19 protein-coding genes and 1 pseudogene are annotated in these 26,419 nt (G+C 69.9%); 11 read left to right on the forward strand and 9 right to left on the reverse strand.

Annotated features, from left to right (window positions below; genetic code table 11):
• Positions 1–134: 134 nt before the first annotated feature.
• Both QNO11_RS07415 and QNO11_RS07420 read left to right on the forward strand, forming a co-directional pair.
• Positions 135–4,850, forward strand: a complete 4,716-nt coding sequence (locus tag QNO11_RS07415; RefSeq protein ID WP_308211204.1) for an ExeM/NucH family extracellular endonuclease — start codon at positions 135–137, stop codon at positions 4,848–4,850.
• A gap of 71 nt (positions 4,851–4,921) precedes the next feature.
• On the forward strand, positions 4,922–5,656 hold the full coding sequence (locus tag QNO11_RS07420; protein ID WP_257509711.1) for an alpha/beta fold hydrolase: 735 nt from the start codon (positions 4,922–4,924) through the stop codon (positions 5,654–5,656).
• Here QNO11_RS07420 and QNO11_RS07425 read toward each other — a convergent pair.
• On the reverse strand, positions 5,625–6,854 hold the full coding sequence (locus QNO11_RS07425; protein ID WP_257509710.1) for an MFS transporter: 1,230 nt from the start codon (positions 6,852–6,854) through the stop codon (positions 5,625–5,627). The genes QNO11_RS07420 and QNO11_RS07425 overlap by 32 nt on opposite strands.
• 250 nt (positions 6,855–7,104) lie before the next feature.
• Between QNO11_RS07425 and rpsT the strand changes: the two genes are divergently transcribed.
• Positions 7,105–7,365, forward strand: coding sequence for a 30S ribosomal protein S20 (gene rpsT / locus QNO11_RS07430; protein WP_257509709.1), 261 nt, complete (start codon positions 7,105–7,107; stop codon positions 7,363–7,365).
• Between the two features lie 151 nt (positions 7,366–7,516).
• Positions 7,517–8,017: an NUDIX domain-containing protein gene (locus QNO11_RS07435; RefSeq protein ID WP_257509708.1), complete on the forward strand. Its 501-nt coding sequence runs from the start codon at positions 7,517–7,519 to the stop codon at positions 8,015–8,017.
• A 20-nt stretch (positions 8,018–8,037) separates the two neighbouring features.
• Here QNO11_RS07435 and QNO11_RS16270 read toward each other — a convergent pair.
• Together QNO11_RS16270 and holA are read right to left on the reverse strand one after the other, a co-directional pair.
• Positions 8,038–8,892, reverse strand: a pseudogene (locus tag QNO11_RS16270) (GNAT family N-acetyltransferase); the annotation flags it as partial.
• 22 nt (positions 8,893–8,914) lie between these two features.
• The gene (holA, locus tag QNO11_RS07440; protein ID WP_257509707.1) at positions 8,915–9,967 is read right to left on the reverse strand and encodes a DNA polymerase III subunit delta; all 1,053 of its coding nucleotides are present in this window, start codon (positions 9,965–9,967) and stop codon (positions 8,915–8,917) included.
• A gap of 175 nt (positions 9,968–10,142) precedes the next feature.
• Here holA and QNO11_RS07445 point away from each other — a divergent pair, with 175 nt between their 5' ends.
• On the forward strand, positions 10,143–11,450 hold the full coding sequence (locus QNO11_RS07445; RefSeq protein WP_257509706.1) for an ice-binding family protein: 1,308 nt from the start codon (positions 10,143–10,145) through the stop codon (positions 11,448–11,450).
• On the opposite strand, the gene QNO11_RS07450 is transcribed toward QNO11_RS07445, so the two are convergent.
• Positions 11,333–13,828, reverse strand: coding sequence for a ComEC/Rec2 family competence protein (locus QNO11_RS07450; RefSeq protein WP_257509705.1), 2,496 nt, complete (start codon positions 13,826–13,828; stop codon positions 11,333–11,335). The two genes, QNO11_RS07445 and QNO11_RS07450, sit on opposite strands and share 118 nt — an antisense overlap.
• Before the next feature lie 503 nt (positions 13,829–14,331).
• Here QNO11_RS07450 and QNO11_RS07455 point away from each other — a divergent pair.
• Complete coding sequence (locus QNO11_RS07455; RefSeq protein WP_257509704.1) at positions 14,332–14,718, forward strand: hypothetical protein; 387 nt, start codon at positions 14,332–14,334, stop codon at positions 14,716–14,718.
• Positions 14,719–14,796: 78 nt separating this feature from the next.
• The gene (locus QNO11_RS07460; protein ID WP_257509703.1) at positions 14,797–15,576 is read left to right on the forward strand and encodes a hypothetical protein; all 780 of its coding nucleotides are present in this window, start codon (positions 14,797–14,799) and stop codon (positions 15,574–15,576) included.
• A 358-nt stretch (positions 15,577–15,934) separates the two neighbouring features.
• Here the strand turns inward: QNO11_RS07460 and QNO11_RS07465 are convergent, their stop codons facing one another.
• The 3 genes from QNO11_RS07465 to QNO11_RS07475 form a co-directional block, all read right to left on the reverse strand.
• Positions 15,935–16,546 carry a ComEA family DNA-binding protein gene (locus QNO11_RS07465; RefSeq protein ID WP_257509702.1) on the reverse strand — a complete coding sequence of 204 codons (612 nt, stop codon included), beginning with the start codon at positions 16,544–16,546 and terminating at the stop codon, positions 15,935–15,937.
• A 431-nt stretch (positions 16,547–16,977) separates the two neighbouring features.
• Positions 16,978–19,614, reverse strand: coding sequence for a leucine--tRNA ligase (gene leuS / locus QNO11_RS07470; RefSeq protein ID WP_306817402.1), 2,637 nt, complete (start codon positions 19,612–19,614; stop codon positions 16,978–16,980).
• Between the two features lie 16 nt (positions 19,615–19,630).
• Complete coding sequence (locus tag QNO11_RS07475; RefSeq protein WP_257509700.1) at positions 19,631–20,941, reverse strand: anthranilate synthase component I family protein; 1,311 nt, start codon at positions 20,939–20,941, stop codon at positions 19,631–19,633.
• A 42-nt stretch (positions 20,942–20,983) separates the two neighbouring features.
• Here QNO11_RS07475 and QNO11_RS07480 point away from each other — a divergent pair, with 42 nt between their 5' ends.
• The 4 genes from QNO11_RS07480 (at position 20,984) to QNO11_RS07495 (ending at position 24,581) form a co-directional block, all read left to right on the forward strand.
• Entirely contained in the window at positions 20,984–21,667 is a 684-nt protein-coding gene (locus QNO11_RS07480; RefSeq protein ID WP_257509699.1) for a DedA family protein, read from the forward strand.
• Positions 21,668–21,672: 5 nt separating this feature from the next.
• A complete protein-coding gene (locus QNO11_RS07485) occupies positions 21,673–22,722 on the forward strand; it encodes an App1 family protein phosphatidate phosphatase (RefSeq protein WP_257509698.1) in 1,050 nt (349 codons plus the stop codon).
• Positions 22,723–22,779: 57 nt separating this feature from the next.
• Entirely contained in the window at positions 22,780–23,496 is a 717-nt protein-coding gene (locus QNO11_RS07490) for an SOS response-associated peptidase (RefSeq protein ID WP_257509697.1), read from the forward strand.
• Between the two features lie 197 nt (positions 23,497–23,693).
• Positions 23,694–24,581: a 3-methyladenine DNA glycosylase gene (locus QNO11_RS07495; RefSeq protein WP_257509696.1), complete on the forward strand. Its 888-nt coding sequence runs from the start codon at positions 23,694–23,696 to the stop codon at positions 24,579–24,581.
• Here the strand turns inward: QNO11_RS07495 and QNO11_RS07500 are convergent.
• Together QNO11_RS07500 and QNO11_RS07505 are read right to left on the reverse strand one after the other, a co-directional pair.
• Positions 24,566–25,756, reverse strand: coding sequence for a glycoside hydrolase family 3 N-terminal domain-containing protein (locus QNO11_RS07500; RefSeq protein WP_257509695.1), 1,191 nt, complete (start codon positions 25,754–25,756; stop codon positions 24,566–24,568). The genes QNO11_RS07495 and QNO11_RS07500 overlap by 16 nt on opposite strands.
• A 45-nt stretch (positions 25,757–25,801) precedes the next feature.
• Positions 25,802–26,416, reverse strand: a complete 615-nt coding sequence (locus tag QNO11_RS07505; protein ID WP_257509694.1) for a GyrI-like domain-containing protein — start codon at positions 26,414–26,416, stop codon at positions 25,802–25,804.
• Positions 26,417–26,419: the final 3 nt, after the last annotated feature.

Genomic DNA, 26,419 nt, shown 5'->3' on the forward strand with positions numbered 1-26,419 from the left:
CCAGCAAATGCCCGGTGAGAAAGAGTTAACCAAATTGCCTCTTGCCGAAGGTAACGATTGCACCGAATGCTCAGTACGGCGGACGGTGTCTGCGCGAATCCCCCCAACGCGCCCGAACCGCTCGGGAGATCACCGTGACGCACCGCACCCACCCCCGCCCTGCGCGCCGCCCCATTGCCGTCGTCGCGGCCTTCGCGACCGCCGCTGCCGGGTTGACCTTCGCGCCAGCGGCCGCGCACGCCGCCGTCACGGTCGACGCCCCCGTCGTCATCTCGGAGGTGTACGGCGGTGGCGGCAACGCCGGCGGCGCGTTCAACCGGGACTTCATCGAACTGGCGAACGTGTCGGATGCCGCGGTGGACCTGTCCGGCTACAGCGTGCAGTACGCCTCCGCCACGGGCGGCAACTGGCAGGTGACGGCGCTGAGCGGCGTCACCCTGCCCGCCGGCGCGCAGCTGCTGATCGGGCAGGCGACCGGGGCGGATGCGACGCAGCCCGGATTCACCGCGGACGTGGAAGGCGCCATCGCGCTCAGCGGATCACAGGGCAAGGTCGCCCTGGTGTCGGCGCAGACACCGCTGTCCGGCTCCACCGGGCTGGTGGACCTGCCCGAAGTGGTCGACTTCGTCGGCTGGGGCGCGGCCAACCACTTCGCAGGCACCGCCGCTGCTCCCGCGACCGGAAATTCCCAAAGCGTCAGCAGGAACGCGGAGTTCTCCCACACCGCCGACAACGCCGCCGACTTCGCCCTGGCCACCCCCACCCCCGTCGGACGAGGCGGAACCGACCCCGACCCAGAGCCGGAGCCCGAGCCGGAGGTCGTCGCGATCGCGGAGATCCAGGGAACGGCCGACGTCTCCCCGCTGGCCGGGCGTACCGTCATCACGAGCGGTGTCGTGACGGCCCACTACCCCTCCGGCGGGTACAACGGGTACGTCATCCAGACCCCCGGCACCGGTGGCACGCTGGATCAGGCGACCCACGTGGCATCCCACGCCGTGTTCGTGTACGCGCCGGAGGCATCCGGTGAGGTCGCGCTGGGAGACACCGTGCAGGTCACCGGCGTCGTGTCCGAATTCGACGGTCTCACCGAGATCACCGTCGCGCCCGGCGCGGCGACGAAGCTCGCCCCCGCCGCGGCACCGACCCCGGCCACCGTCGGCTGGCCCGGTGCCGCCGCTCAGCGCGAAGCGCTGGAATCCATGCTCGTGGCCCCGCAGGGCGCGTTCACCGTCACCAACACCTACAACACCGGCCAATACGGCGAGGTCGGGCTCGCGGCAGGGGCCACGCCGCTGCGTCAGCCGACGGATGCCGCTCGCCCCGGTTCCGCCGAGGCGGCCGCGATCGCCGCCGACAACGCCGCCCGCGCCGTGACACTCGACGACGGGGCCAGCCGGAACTTCCTCAGCGCCGCCAACAGTGCGCTCACCCCCGCCTACGTGTCGCTGGTCGAGCCGGTCGTCGTCGGCGGGACCGCGACGCTCACCGCGCCGGTCATCGTGGACTACCGCAACAACACGTGGAAGTTCAACACCCCCACGCCGCTGGCCGGCGACGGCTCCGGCACTGACGGCGTCGTGTTCACCAACCCCCGCACCGCCGCCCCCGAGTCCGTCGGCGGCGACCTGTCGATCGCGTCCTTCAACGTGCTCAACTACTTCACGACCCTCGGCACCGAGAACGCCTCCTGTGTCGCGTACACCGACCGGTTCGGCGACGGCGTCACGGTGCGCGAAGGCTGCGACCAGCGCGGGGCGTGGGATGCCGAGGATCTGGCACGCCAGCAGGCGAAGATCGTCGCCGCCATCGAGCAACTCGACGCCGACGTGGTGGGCCTGATGGAGATCGAGAACTCCGCTGCCCTCGGCGAGCAGGCCGACGAGGCCACCGCGACCCTCGTGACCGCTCTCAACGACGCGGCGGGCCAGGACACGTGGGCGTACGTCCCGTCGTCCACCGAGCTACCCGATCCCGCCGGGCAGGACGTCATCACGAACGCGATCATCTACCAGCCCGCCGCCGTCTCCCCCGTCGGCGCCGCGCGCGCCCTGGGCGACGAGAGCGGCGACGACCAGGCGTTCGGCAACGCCCGCGAACCCATCGCGCAGGTGTTCGAACCCGCCGACGGCGGCGAGCCGTTCCTGTTCGTCGTCAACCACTTCAAGTCGAAGGGTTCCGCAGGCCCGTGGCCCGGCGACGCCGACAGCGGCGACGGACAGGGCGCGTCGAACGAATCCCGCGTGCGCCAGGCCACCGCGCTGCGCGACTGGGTGGCACAGATCCAGGGCGACGTCGAAGCCGTGGCCCTCGTCGGCGACTTCAACTCCTACGGCCAGGAAGACCCGCTGCACGTGCTCTACGAAGCCGGCTACGTCAGCGCCGAGCAGGCGTTCGGCGTGACCACGCAGTCGTACAGCTTCTCCGGACTATCGGGATCGCTCGACCACGTGCTGCTGAACGACGAGGCACGGGGGCGCGCCAGCGGCGCCGACATCTGGAACATCAACTCCGGCGAGGCGCTGTCACTGGAGTACAGCCGCTTCCGCTCCCACGGCACCGAGTTCTACGCCGACGACGTCTACCGCTCCAGCGATCACGACCCGATCAAGGTCGGACTCAGCGCGGATGCCGCGCCGGTCGCGCTGACCCTGCTGGGGATCAACGACTTCCACGGTCGCATCGACGCCAACACCGTGAAGTTCGCCGGCACCGTGGAGCAGTTGCGCGATGCGGCATCCGGACCGGTGCTGTTCCTGTCGTCGGGTGACAACATCGGCGCGTCGCTGTTCGCCTCGTCGATCGCGCAGGACCAGCCGACGATCGATGTGCTCAACGCGCTGGAACTGGACAGCAGCGCCGTCGGAAACCACGAGTTCGACCGCGGTTGGGCAGACCTCGAAGGGCGCGTGCAGGACGCATTCGACGCCCCGCAGCTGGGCGCGAACGTCTACCTCGCCGGCACCGAGACTCCCGCGCTGCCGGAGTACTCGCTGCACGAGGCGGATGGTCTCACCGTCGGCGTGATCGGCGCCGTCACCGAGGAGACCCCGTCGCTGGTCTCGCCCGCCGGCATCACGGCGCTGGAGTTCGGCGACCCCGTCGAGGCGGTCAACCGCGTCGCGGCCGAGCTATCAGACGGCGATGCCGCCAACGGCGAGGCCGACGTGCTCGTGGCGCTCTATCACGAGGGTGCCGGTGCCGGCACGCCCGACGGCTCGACGCTCGAGGAGGAACTCGCCGCCGGTGGACCGTTCGCTGCCCTGGTGAACGACACCACCGCCGACGTGGACGCGATCTTCACGGGACACACCCACAAGGAATACGCGTGGTCGGCGCCGATCCCCGGCACCGACCGCACCCGCCCCGTGGTGCAGACCGGCTCCTACGGCGCCCGCATCGGCGAGATCACACTGACGGTGGATGCCGCCACCGGCGAGGTCGCCGCGCACACCGAGCGCAATGTCCCGCGCACCACGGTCGATGACGCGGTGCTCATTGCGCAGTACCCGCGGGTGGCGGAGGTCGACGGGATCGTGGATGCCGCAATCGCCGCCGCCGCAGAGGTCGGCAACACCGCCGTCGGTGAAGTCGCCGCCGACATCACCACGGCGCACGCCGGCGGATCGTTCGTGAACGGGGTGTGGACCGGTGGCACCCGCGACGACCGGGCGTCGGAGTCGGCGCTGGGCAACACCGTCGCGAACATGCTGCGCGATTCGCTCGCGGACCTCCCCGATGGTGCCGTCATCGGCGTCACCAACCCGGGTGGGCTGCGCGCCGAACTGTGGGACACCCAAGCGGAGTTCCAGGGGACCGCGGTGCCGGGCCTCCCAGACGGCACCGTGTCGTTCTCGCAGGCCAACGCGGTGCTGCCGTTCAACAACACGCTGGGGCTCGTGACGCTGACCGGCGAACAGTTCGTCACGATGCTTGAGCAGCAGTGGCAGACCAACGCCGACGGCACCATCCCGCAGCGGCCGTATCTGCAGGTGGGACTTTCCGACAACGTCACCTACACGTTCGACCCGGCGCTACCCGCAGGCCAGCGCATCACCTCGGTCACCATCGACGGCCAGCCGCTGGACCCGGCGGGCGAGTACCGCATCGGCACGTTCTCGTTCCTCGCCGCCGGGGGTGACAACTTCCGGGTCTTCACCGAAGGCACCGGATACGTCGACACCGGGCTGCAGGACTACGAGGCGTGGGTGGACTACATCGCCGACAACTCAGCGCTGACCCCGTCGTTCGCCAAGCACGCCGTACAGGTCAGCGGGGTGCCCGAGACGGTGGATCCCGGCGCCGCAGTGCAGTTCTCGGTGGCGGGGCTCAACCTCACCAGCCGGGGCGCGCCGGAGAACACCACCCTGTCGGTGTCACTGGGCGACACCGTGCTCGGTGAGGTACCCGTCGGCGAGGGAGCGGCGACCGTCGCGGTGACCCTCCCGGCGGATCTGCCCGCCGGGGCGGCAGCGCTGACCCTCACCGCCCAGCCGTCCGGAACCGTCGCGACCGTGCCGATCGAGGTCACCGACACCGTCGAGCAGGCCCAGACCACGACGCGCCTGGTGCCGCTGCTGCCGGTGCACGTCAACCGGTTCCTGCCCACGACGCTCGTCGCGTACGTGCAGCAGGACGGCGGGCGTCCCGACGGCGTGGTCGAATTCCGCAGGGGCGGCGCCGACGGTGCGATCGTGGGGACCGCCACCGTGCGCAACGGGCTGGCAAGCCTGCGACTGGGCACCCTCAGCCGCGGCATCCACTCCTACACGGCGGTGTTCGTGCCGAAGGACACCGTCGCCGTGGCCGGCTCGACCAGCCGCAGTGCCACCGTCAGGGTCATCGGCTGACGGTTCAGCCGGCCGGCGGTGGGGGGCAGCCCGAAGTCCCTCACCGCACGGTCGACTCGTAGGCTGAACCCATGACGGTGCAGGTCGTTTTCGTACACGGGATCCGCACGTCGGCGAGCATGTGGCGCGCCCAGGTGGACTACCTCACGGCGCGGGGGGTGGCGGCACGCCCGCTGGACCTGCCCGGCCATGGCACCCGCATGGCCGAGACGTTCACGCTGGAGGGCGCCTTCGCCACCATCGACGACGCGGTACGCGATGCCGCGACGCGGGGACCGGTGCTGCTGGTGGGCCACTCCATGGGCGGGCTGTTGGCCACCGAATACGCCGGCAGCGAGGACCGCCCGCCGCTGGATGGTCTCGTGGGGGCCTCGTGCACTGCGATCCCGCGCGGGGTGGGGCTGGCCGCCTACCGGCTGCTCGCCCGCGGGTTCGACGCGCTCCCGGGTCGGGGCATGTGGTTCACCCGGCGGATGCTCGCCCGCACCCTGCCGCCGGAGACCCGGGAGGACTTCGGAGCCGGCGGCTACGCCCTCGACGCGCAGGACGTCGCGATGCGGAGTCTGTCGGTGCTCGATCTGCTCGCGGCGCTGCGGCGCATCGAGGTGCCCACCTGGTTCGTCAACGGACAGTACGACCAGCTGCGGGTCAATGAGCGGCTCTTCACCACCCTGGTGCCGCACGCCGAACTGATCGTCGTGCCGCGCACCACCCACCTGGTGACGGCGATGCGGCCCGGGGTGTTCAACGCAGTGCTCGGACTCGCCGTGGCGACTATCGAACGAGGCGCACCCGGGCCGTCATGACGGCGCCGGCCACCGAGAACGCCCCCGCCGCGGCGAACAGGAGCCAGAACCCGCCGACCGCCGCCACCAGCAGCGCGCCCAGGAGTGGCCCGAGCAGCTGGCCGAGGTTCGCTGAGACGTTGACGATGCCGAGATCGCGGGCGTGGTCGGCGGCGGTCGGCAGCAGATCGGCGGCCAGCGCCAGCCCCACGGACGTGAATGCGCCATACCCGAGACCCAGCAGGGCGCCGGCGACGAGCGTGGTCTCATACGTCGGCGCGACGGCCAGCAGCAGCGCGGCGACGGCCTGCACGAGCGCGGATGCCACCACGATCCCGGTGCGGCGGTGCGTGCGGTCGGACACCCAGCCGCCGGCCACGGAGGCGACCACGACGAACACCGTGTAGACGAGGATCAGCAGCAGCAGGTCGTACTCCGCGTCCGTCGGATGCCGGTGCAGGCCGTAGATCAAGAAGAACAGCAGCAGGGCGGTGCCGAGCCCGTTGCCGATGTTCACGAAGAGGCGGCCGGCGAGCATCCAGGTGAAGTCGCGATCGCGCAGTGCCACCAGGCGCCCGGCCCACGACGTCTTGGCCATGGGCGGGATCTCGACGGCCGGGTCGGGCAGCAGGACCGCCGCCGCGGTGCCGAGCACGGCCATGAGCACCGCGAGCAGCAGGTAACCGGCAACGATGTCCAGCTCGAACAGGGCGATGACCCCCACTCCGACCACCAGGCCCAGCGCCTGGGCCGAGCCCACCGCGGCCGACGCGGTCCCGCGCTGGTCGGTGAGCTGGTCGGCGATGAGAGCGGTGAACGCGGCGGATGCCGTGGCGAACCCGACCGACACTCCGATCCACGAGATCCCGATCAGCCAGGGTCCGTCGGCGAACGCGGTCGCCACCAGCGCCGCCGCGGCGAGCCAGCTGCCGCCCAGTGCCCAGGGCCGACGGCGGCCGATGCGCGAGCGCGTGCGGTCGGACAGCGCACCGGCCAGCGGCCCCACCACGATGGCCGCCACTCCCCCGGCGGCCAGAACGAGCCCCGACCAGATGACCCCCGAGATCCAGCCGTCGGCGTCGTCGGGCGTGTCCAGCTGCAGCGGCAGCAACAGCTGCACTGGGACGAGCTGCACCGCCCATAGCGCCAGCCAGGCCAGGGTGAACAGCGTGAACCAGGGCGCACCGACACGGTGACCGGTCTGGGCGGGGTGCGTCATCGCGATCCTCCCCCGGCGTCTCGGCCGGGCGGCGAGCCGGTCGGGTGCCGGCGGAACCGATCATGCCGTAGGTGCGGGCGATCGTGCCAGGGTGCGGCGGTGGGTGGCCGTGACCAGGCGAGGGGCGGAGACCTGCTAAACTCGGTGCTTGACTTGCGTGTGGGCTTCCTCTCTCACACGACCGTCGTGCGGCACCCCTCTACTGTCGCCCGACATTCCACTATCACTCCGAACGAAAGATACGTCGAACGTGGCGAACATCAAGTCGCAGATCAAGCGCAACAAGACCAACGAGAAGGCACGCGAGCGCAACAAGGCTGTGAAGAGCGAGCTGCGCACCGAGGTGCGTCGCACCCGCGAAGCCATCGCCGCAGGCGACAAGGCCGCTGCCGAGAAGGCTCTCATCAAGGCGGCCAAGAAGCTGGACAAGGCCGTCAGCAAGGGCGTCATCCACGAGAACCAGGCAGCGAACCGCAAGTCGGCCATCGCCAAGCAGGTTGCCGCGCTCTGACGCACCTCGAGCATGAAGGCCCGTCCCCTCGTGGGGCGGGCCTTTTTCGTTGCCCAGGATGCCTGCGTTCTGGTGGCAGCAGTTGTCGCTCGCGCGCGTGCAAGCGACAGGAGCTTCGAGTTCATCTCTCGGCTCCTGCTAGCCTTTCTCGATGAGCGCGCCCATTGCCACTGACCGCCGCGGGAACATGCTCATCGCCATCACTACAGCGACAGCCGAAGAGCTCGACGACGCCGTAGCCCACACTCCTTGCCCGCTCGCGCTCGTCGTACTCATTGACAGTGTGACGGGAGACGTGTTGTTCGGCTTGAACACCTGGCGACGTGAGTATGAGCTTCCCGGCGGAATCGTCGAGTCCGGGGAAGCGTTCGTCGAAGCAGCTCGCCGCGAACTCGAAGAAGAAACCGCAATTCGCGTCGAGACTCTCGACCTCGTCGGTTACGCGCGTTTCGCTCTGACGGATCCGAACCGCGAGGAACTGGGAGCGGTTTACCGAGCGGAGGTCACTGGCCAGCAAGCAGCCGCCAGCGATGAGATGCAGCACTTCGTATGGAGGAAGCCGTTGAGCGAGTCGGAGCTTGCGATCTCTGCGCTCGACGACGCGATCGCAGACCGGGTGTCTCGGTCGCGGCGGAGGTCGGTCACCGCTTGACGTGCGGTGAACCCGGTCTTGATATAGGTGGCGAGGGCGGCCTCATTTGAGTTCTCCGCGACCACGACGGCGGTCGATGCGCCGGCTTGCTGCAGAGCGTACGCACCCGCGAGGGTGATGGCCGACCCGTATCCGTGACCGTGGTGGTCGCGGTGGACGCCCATGGGCTCGATCAGGCCCGGTCGGCCGGGTCCCGCGGTCCAGACACTAGTGACGGCGACGGGGACGTCGTGAGTGTCGTAACCGATCAGGTGATGCCCTGACCTGGCGAAGGGGCCGGTGGCCATCGTGATCCACCGTTGGGTCAGGCGCTGGTGGGTCGCCTCGTCGAGCGGTGTTCCCTTGAAGGCGGACCAGTGCACGCCGATCCAGACATCCGCCTTCTCGGACCCCACACTTTCCACACGGAGGTCGGCCTGGCTCGACCGACGCGGCCCCACTCGTCCGGTGAGGTCCTTGCAAAGCGGAGTCCAGGGCTCGTCGTCAGCCCAACCGCTGCGTCGAAGCTGAGCGAGCAGTGCGCGAGGGCCGCGAGCTTCGATCACAGCTTCGCTCGATGTGATCACCCCCGTTGCGGGGTCTGTCAGGTCGCCCGCGATTCGGGCGGCTAGTACCTCATCGTCGACCGCAGACGGATCCAGAGCCATCCGGAGGGCGTTTCCGTCGAGCATCGCCACAGCAACCAGTGAGGCATCACTGGTCCAGATACGCAGGTGTGTGGCGGTCTGCTCAGCGCCGACCATCGAGTGCCAGCCCACGTCACCGGGGTGGAGGTGGCCGGGCCAGTCATCGTTCTGCCAGCCGCTGAGTTCCGCGATCAAGCGCGGCAGGTCTGCCACGACTGGAGTAGCGAGTTCGATCGTCACGCGCTCCATCTAAGCGGTCCGCGAGCGACGGTCAGGTGCCGAAGGGCTGCCGTGTCGCGATGACCGTGACCAGGCGCTCGACCGCGAACACCGGGTCGCGGGATCCGCCCTTGACCTCAGCGTCGGCGCGCGCGGCGGCCTGGATCGCCATCCCCAGCGACGTCTCGTTCCAGCCCATCAGATCGCGGCGGGCGCGGTCGACCTGCCAGTCCTTCAGTCCGAGGCGGCCGGCCAGCGCGGAGGACGGCTCGCGGTGGCCCGCGACCCGCGCCATCGTGCGCAGCTTCATCGCGATCGCCGCGACCATGGGCACGGGGTCCGAACCGGATGCCAATGCCTGCCGCAGTCCCAGCAGCGCCTCGCCGTACCGCCCGGCGATGGCGGTGTCGGCCACGGCGAACGCCGACGTCTCGACACGACCGCCGTAGTAGCGCGTGACGATGGCCTCGGTGATGTCGTCAGGGACGTCGGAGATGAGCTGCTGGCAGGCAGCGGCGAGCTCCGTGAGATCGTCGGCGAACGCCGAGACGAGCGCGCGCAGCGCGCCGGGGACGATGCGCTTGCGGGCAGCGGAGAACTCCCCCGCCGCGAAGTCATAGCGGTCGCTGTCGCGTTTGACCGCGGGGCACGCGACTTCGACGCCGCCGCCGGTGCCCGCGCGGATCGCGTCGAGCAGTTTCTTGCCGCGCACGCTCGCGCCGGTGTGGCGCAGTACCACCGTCGCGCCGTCCTGCGGGTGTTCGAGGTACGAGATCGCCTCAGCCAGGAATGTGTCGGAGCACTTCTCTACCCCTGACACCCGTACCAGGCGCGGCTCGCCGAACAGCGAAGGCGACGTCACCCCCAGCAGCGTGCCGGCGGCGTAGTCATCGGCGCGGACGTCGGTGACCTCGAGGCTCGGGTCCTCGGCGCGCAGAAAGTCGCGCACACCGGCGATGGCGCGTTCGGCGCAGACCTCTTCGGGGCCGGACACCAGTACGATCGGCGCCGGTTCCGGACTGCGCCACGACAGCTGGCGGATCTTGCTGGCGGGGGCCTTGCCGGCCGGCTTGCGCGCTGCGGGTCTGCGCGCGGGAGATGCCATGACTCCAGCCTATCCCGCGGCACCGACGCCCCACCGGCGGGGGCGCGTGTTGGTGGTTCGCTATGCTGAGAATTTCGGTGCGAACCCCCGCGGAATGGATGACGCGCCCGCAAGCAGCACGGCCGGATCGTCGTCGACGCTCCGAAGACATTACCTCTCTCAGGCAGGGGCCACGTTGGCCAGTACGACCATTTTCCGTTCATTCATCGTCGCCGCGGCGGGCATCGGTCTCGCCGCATCGCTGGCCATCGGCGGAGGATCCGCCGCATCGGCCGCGACCGTCATCGACGGGCCCATCGACCTCGGCACAGCCGCCGAGTTCGCGGTCCTCGGCGCGAGCGCGGTGACGAACACCGGCACTTCCGTCCTCAATGGGGATCTCGGCGTTTCGCCTGGGACCTCGATCACCGGGTTCGGCCCCGGCATCGTCACCGGCACCGTCCACCAGAAGGATGCCGAGGCCGCGCGAGCGCAGACAGCCGCCACCACCGCGTACAACGTCGCTGCCTCCCTTACGCCGACGCAGACCGGGATCGGCGAACTCAGCGGGCTCAGCCTGACACCGGGGGTCTACAACGGCGGCGCACTGCAGCTGTCCGACAACGGCATCCTCACCCTGGCCGGGAACGCCAACTCGGTGTGGGTGTTCCAGGCGTCATCCACGCTGACGATCGGTTCGGACACCCAGATTCTCATCACCGGCGGCGCGAACGCGTGCAACGTGTTCTGGCAGGTCGGCAGCTCGGCGAGCCTGGGCATCGACGCGCAGTTTCACGGCACGATCGTCGCCGATCAGGCGGTGACCGCCACAGCGGGCGCCGACATCACCGGCCGCCTCATCGCGCGGAATGCAGCCGTCACCCTCGCAGGCAACACCATCACCGCCCCGACCGGATGCGCGCCGCCGGCCACACCCTACGAGACCGTCGCCCCGGTGATCACCTCAGGCGCCCCCACGGGCGCGATCGCCGGCACCCCGTACGCGTTCACCGTGACGGCAACCGGGACGCCGCGCCCCACCTTCTCCGTGATCGGCGTTCTGCCTGCAGGCCTCACGCTGGATGCCACGACCGGCGTCATCTCGGGCACGCCGACCACCGCGGGAGAGAACACCTTTACCATCGTCGCCGGCAACGGCACGACGCCCTCAGACGGGGAGACGTACACGGTAGTCGTCGAGCCCGCAGCCGTGGCGGCACCCGGACCCGCACCTGCTCCGGAACCGGGACCCGCACCCGCACCGGAACCGGCGCCCGCACCTGCTCCGGGACCGGGACCTGCGCCCGCTCCGGACCGCGCCCCGGCATTTGTACCCGCACCGGCTTACGAAGCCGGCACGACCACCGGTGACGCTACGGAACTGGCCTACTCGGGCTCGAACGCGGTCAACCCGCTCGCCGGCGGCGCGCTTCTGCTTCTGAGTGGTGCCGCTCTCGTCCTGGTCGCCCGCCGTCGCCGACTTGCCGGCTCGTCTCGCTCCTGACCTGACGAGCCTCGGCCCGTCTTCGCGAGCGGGCCCCGCCACAGCGGCGGCGCCCGCTCGCGCCACACTCCGACTCCGCGCTCGTCCGTAGAGAGCACGACGATGCCGTCACGATCGGTACGCGCGATCGTCGCGCCCATATTCGCCAGCAGGTTGAGGATCTCGGCACGCGGATGCCCGTACTCGTTGTCGGCACCGACGGTCACGACCGCGACAGCGGGACGCAGCGCCCGATACAGCTCATCGGCCTGGTCCGCGCTGCCGTGGTGGGCGACTTTCACCGCGTGGTACCGCGAAAGCAGCTCGCCTGACGCCAGGAGCGCCCGTTGCGGCGCCGCCGACAGATCGCCGAGGAACAGGCTCGACGGCACGTCGCCACCGACCACTTCCAGCACGACCGAGGCGTCGTTGCCGGAGGCGAAGGCCGCCGAGCGGGTGGGCGGCCACAGCACACGCCAGCGTGCGTCACCCAGCTGCCCGGCGGCATCCGTCGTCCCGGCGACCAGCCGTGCACCCGCGTCGAGAAGCCGTCGCAGCGTGGCACGCGCCCCGGCCTCCAACGCCGGGCCATGCAGCACGACATCGACACGACCCGCCAGCGCTTCCGCTCCCCCGATGTGGTCGGCATCGAAATGGGTCAGCACGAGCAGGTCGATACGGTCCACGCCGAACCGGTGCAGGCACCCCTCCAGCGCGTCACGATCGGGACCGGTGTCGATGAGGGCGATCGCGCCGGCGGAGCGCACCAGCACGGCGTCTCCCTGCCCCACGTCGCATGCGGCGACGGTCCACCGTGACGGCACGGTGAGCGGGCCGAGCACGCTCGACAAGGCCGCCCCGCCCGCGCCGACTCCGAGCAGAAGGGCCAGCATCAGCGCGCTGCCCGCACGCACGGTGCGCAGAAGCGGGGTCGCACCGCGCGCGATGCACACCACCGCGATCGCGGCCCCTACCGTAGCTAGCAGCACGACGCCCCAGCCGCCCTCCGGCCAGGGCACAGACGCCGCGGGGAGGCGCGACACGGTGTCGGCGGTGCCCGCGATCCAGGCGGCCGGCACCCAGGCGAGCGCAGTCAGGCCCGACTGCACGAGCGGAAAGGGTGCCGCCATGCACGCCGCAAGCCCGACGATCGTCGCGATGGGCGCCGCGGGCGCGACGAGCAGGTTGGCCGCGATCCCGTAGAGCGAGACCGAGGGTTCCAGCACGATCAGCAGCGGCCCGCAGACCAGCTGAGCCGCCAGCGGCAGCGACAGCGCGAGGGCGAGCGGGCGCGGCATCCATCGGGAGATGCCGTCTGCCAGTGGCCCCGCCAGCAGCAGGAGTGATGCGGTCGCGGCGGCCGACAGTGTGAACCCGATCTCCCCTGCCAGCCACGGATCGCCCACCAGCAGCACCAGGACCGCCAGGCACAGCACCGACAGCCCCGCACCGACGCGGCCGAGCATCACCCCCAGCATCGCGATACCGGCCATGACTGCGGCGCGTACCACGCTCGGTTCGGGAGTGACGAGCACGACGAATCCCGCCAGCGCCACGAGCGCGACGGCGACGCGGATGCCGCGACGGGCACCGCACAGCGCCGCCGCGGCGAACGCGATACCCACCACGAGGGCACAATTCGCACCAGACACCGCGGTCAGGTGTGACAGCGATGACGTCTTCATGGCGGCATCCAGTTGCTCGGAGACCGCGGCCGTGTCGCCGACGGCAAGGCCCGGCACGAGGTTCGCGCCCGGCGGCGGCAGATCCGAGGTGGAGGCCACCAGGCTCTGGCGCAGGTGAGCCGCGGCGGCGAGGGCGCCCTGGGGCGCGGCCAGCACGGTGAGACCGGTGCCGGCCTGCAGGACGAGCACCGCGCGCTCCCCCGGGTCGGCGGGGAACGCCGTGCCGAGCACCTCGATACGCGCGCCCGGAGCGAGGGCGCCGTGCCCCGTGACGTCTCCTGGCGCAACTCGCACCGTGACCGGCAGCGAGACGGGGTACTCGTCGGGACCGACGCCGATCCGCTCGGCGACGGCGTCGAACCCCAGCCCGCCTGCCGAGGGCTCGACTTTGCCTGTCACGGTCGCCTGCACGCGCAGCGCGCGGCCGCCGTCGACGGGGAGGTGCTCGGTCGTGCGTCCCGGCTGGGCGAGGGAGAGGTGCGAGAGCGCGGCAGCGGCACCGGCACACGTGATCACGACCACGGTGGCCACCGTCCGAGCCCTCGGTGTTGCGACAGCCAGGGCCAGCGCGCCGAAGCACAGCACCCACACCACGACCGCGGCACCCGCGGCCGCGTCGGGGTGCGCCGCGCCGAGGAGCGCCGCCGCCCAGGCGCCGGCGGCGGCCGGGACGAGCCGCAGGTCGCGTCTGCGGGCCCGGCGCAGGCTGGTCATCCCGTCACGCTAGGCGCGCCGCCGACGGTCGTGGGTGCGGCTGTGGCCGATCCGTGGATCACCCGGGGGCGCAGCAAACGGTTGAGGAGCCTGCGCAGTCGCCGCAGCTATTCCGTCCAGATACTCACCAGGGCCAGGACGAACCCCGGCAGCGTGACGGGTGTCTTCCACCGACAGGTCTGGGCGTTTAAAGCGTGGGAAAGTGTCCGCGTAATTCGATCCTGCTTCAGCGCACGAATTACTGCTCGTCACCGGCAGCGACTCCCTCGATACCGTCGTCGTCTACCTCGCATGCTCGTGATCGACTCAACATCGATTCCCCCAGCCGAATTGGTTCCCCAACTGCAGAGCGCCGGGGAGGGTGAGTGCGCGTGGTCTGCGACTCCGCGCAAGACGTCGACAGCGCTCCGCCGCATCAGGCGGATGGCCCAACCCGGTGACGAACAGAGATCCCGAATGTCCCGCGTGCGGGTGGCAGGTATCTCCGGCACTACTCACGTCCGGTGAGTCGAAGGCCGATCTGGATGCTCGCCTGCGTACTCGCGGCGGTGTTCGTGCTGTTCGGCGTGAGCGTCGCGGCGTGGGGGTCGTGGTGGCGCTTCGAAGGGATGCCCACCGCTGAGGAGTGGTTCGCACTCTTCGGTGTGAGCGCGCTCGTCGCGCTCGCGTTCGCCTGGTACCAGATACGGCAGGTCGACCACTCCAACCGGCAGCCCATCGCCTCGAACGCGCATAGCCAGCGGGTCAATATGGAGGGCGTACGTCCCCGAGTGCTCTGGCTCGACAAAGACGCGCTGGCTTTCCTACGGACGGCTCCGGGCAGTCGGCCCCCGCGGCCACGGACGAGGGGCGTCAAAACGCTACGCCGGCGAGCTAACGGCACCCCCTGATCGGCGTGTTCGAATATTCGGCAGCAGAGTCGTGTCATGAGAATGCGGGAGAGCCCTGGTCGATGTGATACTCAGGTGGTGACTGCACTCTCCGCCCGAGCCGAAGAGATCGCTGCGCACCTCGTCCGCCACGAGACTGGCGCAGACGTCATCCCCCACGACGTCAATGGCCGCCAAGCAGCCGTTGATTTCCGTCTCGAGTGGCCGGATGGGCGGGTCGGCGCTTTGGAAGTCACGCTAGTGACTGAGCAAGCGTCAATTGCATGGCAAGGCATGGCCATGAAGGAAGGTTGGTGTTGGCCGGCCAAGACCTCATGGGAGTTCCGGCCCAGCGGAGTCAACTTCCGCTACAAGCGCACGCGGCAAGTCGCGATCAAGGCCGTCGCGCTCTGCGATCAATGGTCCGTCGACGACCCCACCGATCTCCCTGACGAGGTGGTAGCGGCTGAGCCGGAGCTCGCGAGGTTCTTGGCGGACGACATCGGGCGCCTCAAACGCACACCATTCGAGCCAGGTATCAAGCTCTACATGAGCACGACCGCCGAGTTCGTGGAAGCTGCCCCGGCTGACTTCTCGCGAGTGGTGGAGTCGTGGCACGAGTACCCGCACCTCGCGCCCCATCTCGCGAAGATCAAGCGCGCGTTGCAGTCCGACCAGCGACACCTATTCGTTGTTGTCGTGAGCGAAGCCTTGCCCGTTCGGTTCTTTACAGACGACTTCGATGCGCCGGAGGCGCCCCCACGGGGCTTCGAGGACGTGGACGCGCTCTGGGTTTGGTCTGACTACTGGCACCGCTACCTCGTCCACAAGGACGCCACATGGTCCTGGATCGACTTCCCACCGGAGCAAACGACGTAGGGTCCGACTTCCACCTCTCCGCCCGACAGTCCAGTCACCTCACGCGGGGCGGACCTACCTCATTGGCTGCCGTCCTGGACGACGCGGATACGATGCGAGGAGCGCCGACGCCCACGCCCCGGCGGCGGCCGGCACGAGCCGCAGGTCGCCTCTGCGGGCCCGGCACAAGGCTGGTCATCCCGTCACGCTGGGCGCGCCGCCGACAGTCGTGGGTGCGGCAGTGGCCGATCCGTGGATCACCCGGCGGCGCAACGGACGGTGGAGGAGCCTGCGCGATCACGATCAGCATCGGGTCTCGTCTCCACAGGACGGATGTCTGACGCGCACAGTACTCCGCGGGCACACGCCCCGCCATGGCTCACAGCGTCACCAGATCCCGCAGCGCTGCGAGCATCTTGTCGCCGATGCCGGGGACGGCCAGCAGATCGTCGACGCTGGTGAACCGGCCGTTCTCGTCGCGCCAGTCGATGATGCGCTGGGCGAGGGCGGGTCCGATGCGCGGGAGTGTGTCCAGCGCCGCGAGATCGGCGGTGTTGAGATTCACCTTGCCGCCGCCGGGAGGAGCTGCTGCGCCCGGTGCCGTCGCAGCCGGAACCGCTTCGCCGACGACCGGCACATGCAGTTGCTCGCCGTCGCCGACGATGCGCGCGAGGTTCACCGCCGCCTCGTCTGCTCCCTCGCCGAATCCGCCCGCCGCGGCGATGGCGTCGACGACGCGCGCTCCGTCGTCGAGCCGGTAGAGCCCGGGAACGGCGACCGCCCCCGAGACGTGGACGTACACCGCCGCCACCGGCGCGGACGGGCCGGGCGTGGCATCCGTCTCGGTGATCGTGACCGTCTCGACCGGGGCGGCAGTGGAGCGCAGGATGCCGATCGCCACCGTCACGGCGAGGGCCGCGATGACCACGACTGTGACCGCGCCGACGCCGAGACGCCGCCGGGCGCGCGGTGCGGTGTGCTCGCCGGTCACTCCGCCACGCTAGGCGCGGCGTCTCCTCCGCATCGCGGCGTGTGGCCGCATCCGTGGAGGGTCGCGGTGTCCCGCGCGCCGTGGAGGAAGCGCCAGCGCGCGGATGCCGCTTGTACGCGGCCGCGCGCGACGCGGGCACCGCGCGTCGCGGCATCCGCAGCCCGCCGCCACTTCTTCGGAGAACGCCGGTTCTTCGGACCGAAACGCCCGGATCGGTCCGAAGAACTGCAATTCTCCGAAGAAATGGCGCGCGGATGCCGCCGCTCACCCGCGTCGCGGCATCCGCAGCCCGCCGCCACTTCTTCGGAGAACGCCGGTTCTTCGGACCGAAACGCCCGGATCGGTCCGAAGAACTGCAATTCTCCGAAGAACTGGCGCGCGGATGCCGCCGCAAGCGACCGCGCGCGAACGCGGCCGCCTCGCGGCAGGCCTCAGGCGGTGGTGAAGCTGACGACCTTCGGGGCGCGCACGACGGCGCGCGTGATCTCACGACCGGCAAGCGAACGCACGACGCGCTCGTCGCCACGGGCGAGGGCCTCGAGGTCGGCCGCGTCGATACGCGCTGCCACGTCGAGCGTCGCCCGCACTTTGCCGTCGATCTGCACGATGGCCTTCACCGAATCCTCGACCAGCAGCGTCGGGTCTGCCTGACGCCACGGCACGAGACCGACGAACGGCTCGTAGCCGAGGATCTCCCACATCTCCTCCGCCGTGTGCGGTGCAAACAGATCCAGGATCATTGCGGTCGCCTCGGCGGCCTCGCGCACGGCAGGGTCGGCAGGGCCGGCCCCGGTGTCGATGGTCTTGCGGGTGGCGTTGACCAGCTCCATCAGGCGAGCGACCACGACGTTGAACTTGGTCTGCTCCACCAGCGCGGGCGCGTCGGCCAGCAGCCGGTGCGTCACGCGGCGCAGCGCGGTGTCACCCTCGGCCCAGACGACATCGGGCTTGCTGGTGACGTCGTTCGCGACGCGCATCGCGCGCGCCAGGAACTTCGCGGCACCGACCGTGGAGACGTCGGCCCAGTCCTTGTCGTCCTCGACGGGCCCGGCGAACGCCAGTCCCACGCGCAACGCGTCGGCGCCGTGGGCGTCGAGCTCCTCCTGGAACAGCACCAGGTTGCCCTTGCTCTTGGACATCTTGGTGCCGTTGAGGATCACCATGCCCTGGTTGATCAGGCTCGAGAACGGCTCCGTGAAGTCGACCTGACCCATGTCGTACAGCGCCTTGGTGATGAAGCGCGCATACAGCAGGTGCAGGATCGCGTGCTCGACGCCGCCGATGTAGAAGTCCACCGGACCCCAGCGGTCGGCCTCGCGCTGCGAGAACGGCTGGGTGCTGTCGCCGGGCGAGAGGAAGCGCAGGAAGTACCACGAACTGTCGACGAACGTGTCCATCGTGTCGGGGTCGCGCAGCGCCGGCTCGCCGGTCTCGGGGTCGACGGTGGTGACCCAGTCGGTGGCGGCGCCCAGCGGCGACGCACCCTTCGGGGTGAGGTCCAGACCCTGCACCGACGGCAGCTCGACGGGCAGCTGGTCGGCCGGCACCGGCACGATGCGGTCATCGGCGGTGTGGACCATCGGGATCGGCGTGCCCCAGAACCGCTGGCGGGAGATCAGCCAGTCGCGGAGGCGATAGGTCTTCGCCGCGCGACCGGTGCCGGATGCCTCCAGCAGCTCGATCGCCTTCGCGATCGCGTTGCGCTTGTTCATGCCGTCCAGAGGGCCCGAGTTGATCAGACGCCCCTCGCCGGTGAGCGCGATGCCGGTCTTGGCGGGGTCGAGTTCATCGGATGCCAGGTCGCCGGCGGCATCCACCGGCTCACCGGCGTCATCCACCTCGATCACCGGGATCGACCCGGTGACAGGGGCGGTCGTGTCGACCACCACCCGTACAGGCAGGTCGAAGGCGCGGGCGAAATCAAGGTCACGCTGGTCGTGGGCTGGGACGGCCATGACGGCGCCGTGCCCGTAGTCGGCCAGCACGTAGTCGGCCGCCCAGATCGGCAGCCGCTCCCCGTTGATCGGGTTGATGGCGTACCGCTCCAGGAAGACACCGGTCTTCGGGCGGTCGGTGGACTGGCGGTCGATGTCGGTTTCCTTCTGGACGCTCGACAGGTAGTCCTGGAAGCGCATACGCACCTCGGCGGAGGCGCCGGCGACCAGCTCCGCGGCCAGATCGGAATCGGGAGCCACGACGAAGAACGTCGCACCGTGCAGCGTGTCCGGCCGCGTCGAGAAGACGGTGACCTTGTCGGCGCGCCCCTCAATCTCGAAGTCGATGTCGGCGCCGACGGAGCGGCCGATCCAGTTGCGCTGCATCTGCAGCACCTTGTGCGGCCAGAACCCCTCGAGCTGGTTCAGGTCGTCCAGCAGCCGGTCGGCGTAGTCGGTGATGCGGAAGTACCACTGCGTGAGCTTCTTCTTCACGACTTCGGTGCCGCACCGCTCGCAGTGCCCGTCCACGACCTGTTCGTTCGCCAGCACGGTCTGGTCCTTGGGGCACCAGTTGACCGGGCTCTTCTTGCGGTACGCCAGCCCGCGCTCGAACAGCTGCTGGAACAGCCACTGGTTCCAGCGGTAGTAGTCGGGGTCGCTGGTGTGCAGCACCCGGCTCCAGTCGAACGAGACGCCGTACTGCTTGAGGCTCTCCTTCTGCTGGTCGATGTTGGCGTACGTCCACGCGCGCGGGTCGGCACCGCGGGTGATGGCGGCATTCTCGGCCGGCAGACCGAACGAGTCCCACCCGATGGGGTTGAGCACGTTGTAGCCGCGGTGGCGCCAGAAGCGCGCCACGATGTCGGAGTAGAGGTAGTTCTCGGCGTGCCCCATGTGCAGGTCGCCGGAGGGGTACGGGAACATCGCCAGCACGTACTTGCGCGGGCGGGTGTCGGTGTCGCCACCGGCGCGGAACGGATCGGCCTGCTCCCAGAGTCGCTGCCACTTCTCCTGAATCGCATGCACGTCGAAGCCGACGCTGTCGCCGGTGGAGTCTGAGAGAGGCGTCTGGGACACGGAAAAGGCCAATCGTGGGAGTGCTCGGGTAGCGCAAAGCGCGTCGTCCCACATTACCGGAATGTGTCTGTCACCACTCTGACGGCAACTGCGCTCCCAGCGCGGCCAGCGGCGCCCGGGCCTTCAGCGCGACCTCGGCCACTTCGGCGGCAGCGTCGGATCCCCACGTGATCCCGCCGCCGGCTCCGACGTAGGCGCCCCCCGCGTGCACCACCACGGAACGGATGACCATCGCCAGGTCGGCGGCGCCGTCGGATCCGACCCAGCCGAAGCAGCCGGCGAACACACCCCGCGGGCCCCGTTCCAGCCGGTGCAGGATCGTCATGGCCGACCGCTTCGGCGCCCCGCTCATGCTGCCGGCAGGAAACGTCGCCGCGAGCAGATCGCCCACCGTGACCTCGGGCAGCAGGCGGCCCTCGACCGTGCTCACCAGCTGGTGCACAGCGGGGTAGGTCTCCACGGCCAGCAGCTGGTCGACGGCGACGGATGCCGGTTCACACACCCGTGACAGGTCGTTGCGCATGAGGTCGACGATCATGACGTTCTCGGCGCGCTCTTTGGCACTGGCCTGCAGTTCGGCCGCCGATGCGGCATCCTGCGCGGCATCCGCCCCGCGCGGCCGGGTGCCCTTGATCGGTCGGGTGTGCACGACCCCGTCCGAGACCTGCAGGAACCGCTCCGGGCTGGCGGAGATCAGGGCCACGCCGTCACTGCGAATGAGCCCGCCGTGGTGGGAGGGTGACGAGGTACGCAGGCGCAGGTGCACGGCATGGGCATCGAACGGCGCGGATGCCGGGACGTCGAAGCGCGTCGTCAGGCACAGCTGATAGGCGTCGCCCTCGCGGATCGCGTCGCGGCACTGCTCGATCTGGTGCGCGTACTCCTGCGCACTCAGGCGCGCGCGGGCCCGGTGCGGCGCTGCCGCCGGCACTGAGGGCGTCGCGGCTGCCGACCAGGACGTGACCTGCGCGGCGAACGCGTCGACCTCGTCGGGGGGCGCGACGGCCCACAGCCGCTTGCGCGCGTGGTCGACGGCGACGAAGCGAGTCGCGCGCAGCCACAGCTCTTCGGGGGCCGCGGAATCCTCTTCGTACGCAGCGCCGGCGCGGCCGGACGCGCGGTCGTAGCCCATCCAGCCGATCCACCCGCCGTGGAACGGGCCCCACGGCTCCGGTGCGCAGCGGTGCGGCGCGCCCAAGACCACGGCCTGTACGACCGAAGGGTCGGTCTCCGGGTCGCCGACTCCCATCCAGCTCCACCCGGTGGTGGCATCCGGTCCGGCATCCAGCCAGTAGGCGTGCTGCTCGTTTGCCGGGCCGGCGGCGAACACCGCCGACGGATCTGCCCAGCGCAACGGGAGGGCGGACAGAGTGGGTAGCACCTTCTCAGGCTAGAGGGCGGGGTGCGGCCCTAGGCTCGGAGCGTGAACGAGTTCCTCACCTGGATTCTTGACGCGGTTCAAAGCGTGGACCCGGTGCTTCGGACGGTGTTGGCGGGACTCGCAATCATGCTGGAGACCAGCGTTCTGATCGGTCTCGTCGTCCCGGGCGACACCGTCGTCATCGTCGCCGGCACCGCGGTGGCCTCACCGCTGGAGGCGGTGCTGCTGGTCGTCGCGGTGATCCTGGGGGCGCTGGCGGGCGAGAGCATCGGATTCTGGCTGGGCCGCGTGCTCGGGCCCCGCATCCGCTTCTCCCGCGTGGGAGCGAAGATCGGCGAGCACAACTGGGTGCGGGCCGAGGTGTATCTGCGCAGGCGCGGCGGGCCGGCCATCTTCATCTCGCGCTTTCTGCCCGTGCTGCATTCGCTGGTGCCGTTGACGGTCGGCATGAGCGGCTTCGCGTACCGCCGATTCCTGGCCTGGACAGCGCCCGCGTGTGTGCTGTGGGCGATCGCGTACGTCGGTGTGGCGGCCGCAGCCGCGGGCACCTATCGGGAGCTATCCGACCAGCTGCACTCCGCCGGCTACATCTTCGTCGGCATCATCGTGGCGTTCCTGCTGCTGGCATACCTGGCCAAGCTCCTGATTTCGCGCCGTGAACGGCGCCATTTGGATGCCGAAGACACCCCGTCGTCACCACATGCTGGAGAGGGCATGGGAGACTGATCGGGATGCCCGGCACAGACCCCGCAACCTCGCGCCCGAAGATCCTCTGGATAGCGCGTCTGGAGTACCGCTTCCATTCCTGGCGTGAGCGCCGGGCGAGGCGGCGCGGCCAGCGCCCGACCGTCGCTGCGTTCCCCGGATATGGGGGCCCTGACTGGGTCCGCGTGCTCGGACGCGTGCTGATCGTTCCCTCGGTACCCGCTGATGCCAGCGGCGAATTCGCCGGCGTGCGGGGGTGGCGCAGCTTCGCGTCGGTTCCGGTGGGCTTCGCCCAGGTCCGCATCGAGATCGATGGCGTCGTGCACGAGGTCGTTGCCGATCGGGGCGGTGTGATCGACCAGACGTTGCCGGGGACGCTGGAGCCTGGGTGGCAGCCGATCACCATGTCCGTCGAAGACGGTGAACCGGTCGAGACCCGCGTGTTCATCGTTGCCCCGGATGTGCGCTTCGGGATCGTCTCGGACGTCGACGACACCGTCATGGTCACCGCTCTCCCTCGTCCGCTCGTCGCGGCGTGGAACTCGTTCGTCCTGGACGAGCATGCACGCCAGCCGGTTCCGGGCATGGCCGTGCTGCTGGAGCGGATCGTCCGTGAGAACCCGGGCTCCCCGATGGTCTACCTCTCCACGGGTGCCTGGAATGTCGCGCCCACCCTCATGCGGTTCTTGCGGCGCCATGTCTTTCCGCCGGGCGCGATGCTGCTTACCGACTGGGGACCGACGCACGACCGGTGGTTCCGCAGCGGGCAGATGCATAAGGCGGAGAACCTCGCGCGCCTGGCGCGAGAGTTCCCGCAGATCAAGTGGCTCCTGCTCGGTGACGACGGCCAGCATGATGATGCGTTGTACACGGCCTTCGCCGTCGAGCATCCGGACCACGTCCGTGCGGTGGCGATTCGGCGCCTGTCCGCGACCGAAGCGGTGCTCGCCGGTGGGCGCACGGTCGTCGACGACCACTCGGCGGCCGGCGTGCCGTGGGTGACGGAGTCCGACGGCGCAGGCTTGCTCGACCGCCTCGCCGGCGTCGGGGTGCTTCAGCCCGATCCCCCTGTCTAACACCGGGTGACGCGGCGCCGGGCTCGGATGTCGGACCCGCCGCGTACGCTTGCAGTCATGTGTGGTCGCTTCGTCGTCGCCAATGTGGCATCCGAACTGGTCGGCGTCTTGCGCGTCGATGTCGAAGGCGATGTGCTGCCTCAGCCGTCGTACAACATCGCGCCCACGGCGCGGGCGGCGATCGTGCTCGATTCCGCCAAGACCGAGCCGGCGACCCGTCGCCTGGAGTCGGCGCGGTGGGGATTGGTGCCCGGCTGGGCGAAGGACCCGAGCGTCGGTGTGCGGGCGTTCAACGCCCGGGCCGAAGAGCTCGAAGACAAGCCGATGTTCCGCAACGCGCTCATCAAGCGGCGCGCCGTGGTGCCGGCATCCGGCTACTACGAGTGGAAACAGGTCGACGGCGGCAAGGTGCCGCACTACATCCATCCCGCCGACGACCAGCCGATGTTCTTCGCCGGACTGTACGAGTGGTGGAAGGACCCGCAGAAGGCCGACGATGACCCCGAGCGGTGGCTGTTGAGCTTCACGATCCTCACGCGGGAATCGATCGGGCGGCTGGGGTCGATCCACGACCGCATGCCGCTGTTCATCGACGGCGACTTCGCCGATGCGTGGCTGGATACCGACACCGACGACCACAACGTGCGCGATCTGCTGGATGCCGCGATCGACGCTGCCCCCGCCCTTGCGGACACGCTCGAGGACCACGTGGTCTCCGCAGCCGTCGGCAACGTGCGCAACGACTCCCCCGACCTCATCGAACCGGTCGGCTGAGTCCCCTCACCCGCGCGGGTGCTCGGCTACTCCCTCGCGTACGGCGGCGAGACCGTGCCGTCCCCGGCGCCGCTGCTTGCCGAAATGAGGGGATCTGCCGAAATGCGGGCCGGATGCCGGTGCGGGTGCGCATCCGGGCAGATCTCCGCATCTCGGGCGACGGGCGCGGGCACCGGGACCCCGCGTAGGCTCGAAGGATGACCCTCGCCACGCACACCGACACGGTGCTGACCCGTGCGCAGTGGCAGGACCGGGAGCATGCGCACCACGAACGTGCGGACGCGCTCACCGCTGGCCGGCGCGACCGGGCCGCCCGCGGGCAGACCCACCCGGTCGATGACTTCCTCTACACGTACTACTCGTACAAGCCCGGGCTGCTGCGGCGCTGGCATCCGGGAGCCGGGGTGGAGTTGGCGGATGCCGCGGACACCGACCGCTCCGCCTGGCGCTGGTACAGGCCCGGCGCAGGTGGCGGCAGCCTGCGCATCGACGCCGCAGGTTTCGCCGCCGCGAAGTCGGACCTGCTCTCCCTCTGTGAGCGGATGCTGCGGCTCACGGCCGCGCGTACGCCGCGGTTCGGCTGCTTCGGACTGCACGAGTGGGCGATGGTCTACCGCGCGCCGGAAGCCCGCCACGCCGTCCCGCTGCGGTTGGGGCAGGCGGGCACCGATGACGTGGTCGACGCGCACGAACTGCGGTGCACCCACATCGACGCGTTCCGGTTCTTCACCGACGACGCCGTCCCCCGCAACCGATTCATCCCCACGCGTGCCGACCAGCCGCTGCGCGAGCAGCCCGGCTGCCTGCACGCCGGGATGGACGTCTACAAGTGGGCGATGAAGCTCGGCCCGCTCGTGCCGGGTGAGCTGATGCTCGACGCGTTCGAGCTCGCCCGCGACATCCGCGCCCTCGACATGGCTGCTTCCCCCTACGACCTCGCGGACTGGGGCGTGACGCCTGTCGCGATCGAGACCGCCGAGGGCAAGGCCGAGTACGTGCGGCAGCAGCGCGGCTTCACCGAACGCGGCAACGCGCTGCGGACGGCGATCCTCGACGCCTGGCGTCCGGTTCAGTCCGCGGGCTGACAGTCCGCGCAGGGCAACAGCGCACCGGGCGTGTGCTGCAGCCGCAGTTCGGTGACGCGGGTGGCCGCTTCCGCCAGTCGCTCGGGCGCCAGCGCACCGGAATCCGCTGCGGCGGCGATCCCATCGACGATGCGTCCGGCCGTGCCGGCATCGGAGAGCATCACGGCCATCACCATGTCGTTGCCCGCCGCGATCGCGGCGACCGCAGTGGCGACCGGGTCGGCGTACCGCGGGTCGCCGGTGTTCTGCAGCATACCCAGATCGTCGGTGATCGACACCCCGTCGAAGCCGAGGTCCTCCCGGGCGACGCGGTGCCACTCCGCGGACAGAGTGGCGGGGGTCGGGTCGACCGCGGTGTAGACGAGGTGACCGAACATCAGCACCTGCGCCCCCGCGTCGATTCCGGCTCGGAAGGGCGCGGCATCCGCCTGCTCCCACTCCTCACGGGAGAGGTCGGTCGTCGGCAGCATGTGGTGAGAGTCCCCCGGCGCCGCGCCGTGTCCGGGGAAGTGCTTGAGCGTGCTCGCCACCGCGCCTGCTTCGCCCGTGACGGCGGCGGTGACCCGTTCGGCCGAGGGCTGCGGCATCGTGCCGAGGGCGCGGCGGAAGATGAAACTGCCCGAATCGGCGGGGACATCGCCGACGATGCCGAAGTTCACGTTCACGCCCGCCCGCTGCAGCAGGGCGCCGCGGCCGGCAAAGGCATCCGTCGTGGCCGCCGCCGGAGCGTCCTTCAGCGTCACCGCGCCGGGATAGTCGTCCCAGGGCAGGCGGGTCACGTCGTCACCCTCCTCGTCGATGCCGATGAGCGGGGGCAGCGCCGGGTCGACGCTGAGGGACTCGGTGACGGCGCGCAGCGCGGCCTCGTCGGCGGGGATGTTCGACCCCATCAGGATGAACCCGCCCAGACCGGTGGCCGCCATGTAGTCGCGCAACACGGCGGGGTCGGTTGTGGGGATGTGTCCCATGACGACGGATGCCGCGCGCTCACGGGCCGACATCTCGGCCACCAGCCTGTCGGCGCGCGCTGAAACAGCGGCGTCGTCGGCCGACGTGACCGTGACCGTGGAGCCGCTCCCCGCCCCGGCGCCCGCGCCGGAGGCGGCCGCCGGCATGACCAGCCCCAGCGTCACGGCGCACGCCGCAACCCCCACAATTCGCACAACACGACGCATCGGGCCAGTGTACGTGCGGCATCCGACGCGCCCTTGGGAGTGCGCTCAGAAGCCCAAGACGGGCTGACGCAGAATCGTCCGCAGCTTGGCGGGCTCGACCCTGCGGAAGTCGCTGAGGTAGATCTCGTGGTGCTTCCCCGTCAGCCGCAGTCCGGCATCCGGGATGAATTCGTGATGCATCCGGTCGAGCACGCCCGCTTCGTCATCGAACGAGCCGATGTGCAGCGTCTGGACACAACGGCCCTCGGTGAGGGTCTCCAGGCGCAGGTCATCGAGCCGGGCCGGCCGATCACGGCTGCCGGCGACCGTGGCCACTGCGGAATCGAACATGTCCGGCGTGATCCAATCTGGCACCATCATCAGCGCGGTCCACTGCCAAGCGGACTTGTCGCGCCGTGCGGTGAAAGCATCCATGTCCTCCGCCCACCACAGCGCCTCCAGCGGCATCACGACGTAGTCGCGGTCCAGTTGCTGCTTGCTGGCGAACTTCAGCTTGTAGCCCACGGGGAACAGTGTCGAGATGGCATCCGCGAACGCGGACGTATTCGGGTCACCCTGGCCGTCGACAGCGAGGTATTGCAGCGGCGGCACGTCGACGACGCGGAAGATCCCGGATGCCGCCTGGTAGGCGTCAAGTGTCTTCTTGAAGTCGGCCTTCATGGT

Origin of the sequence: Microbacterium sp. zg-B96 (assembly GCF_030246865.1) — a bacterium.
Lineage (GTDB): Bacteria > Actinomycetota > Actinomycetes > Actinomycetales > Microbacteriaceae > Microbacterium.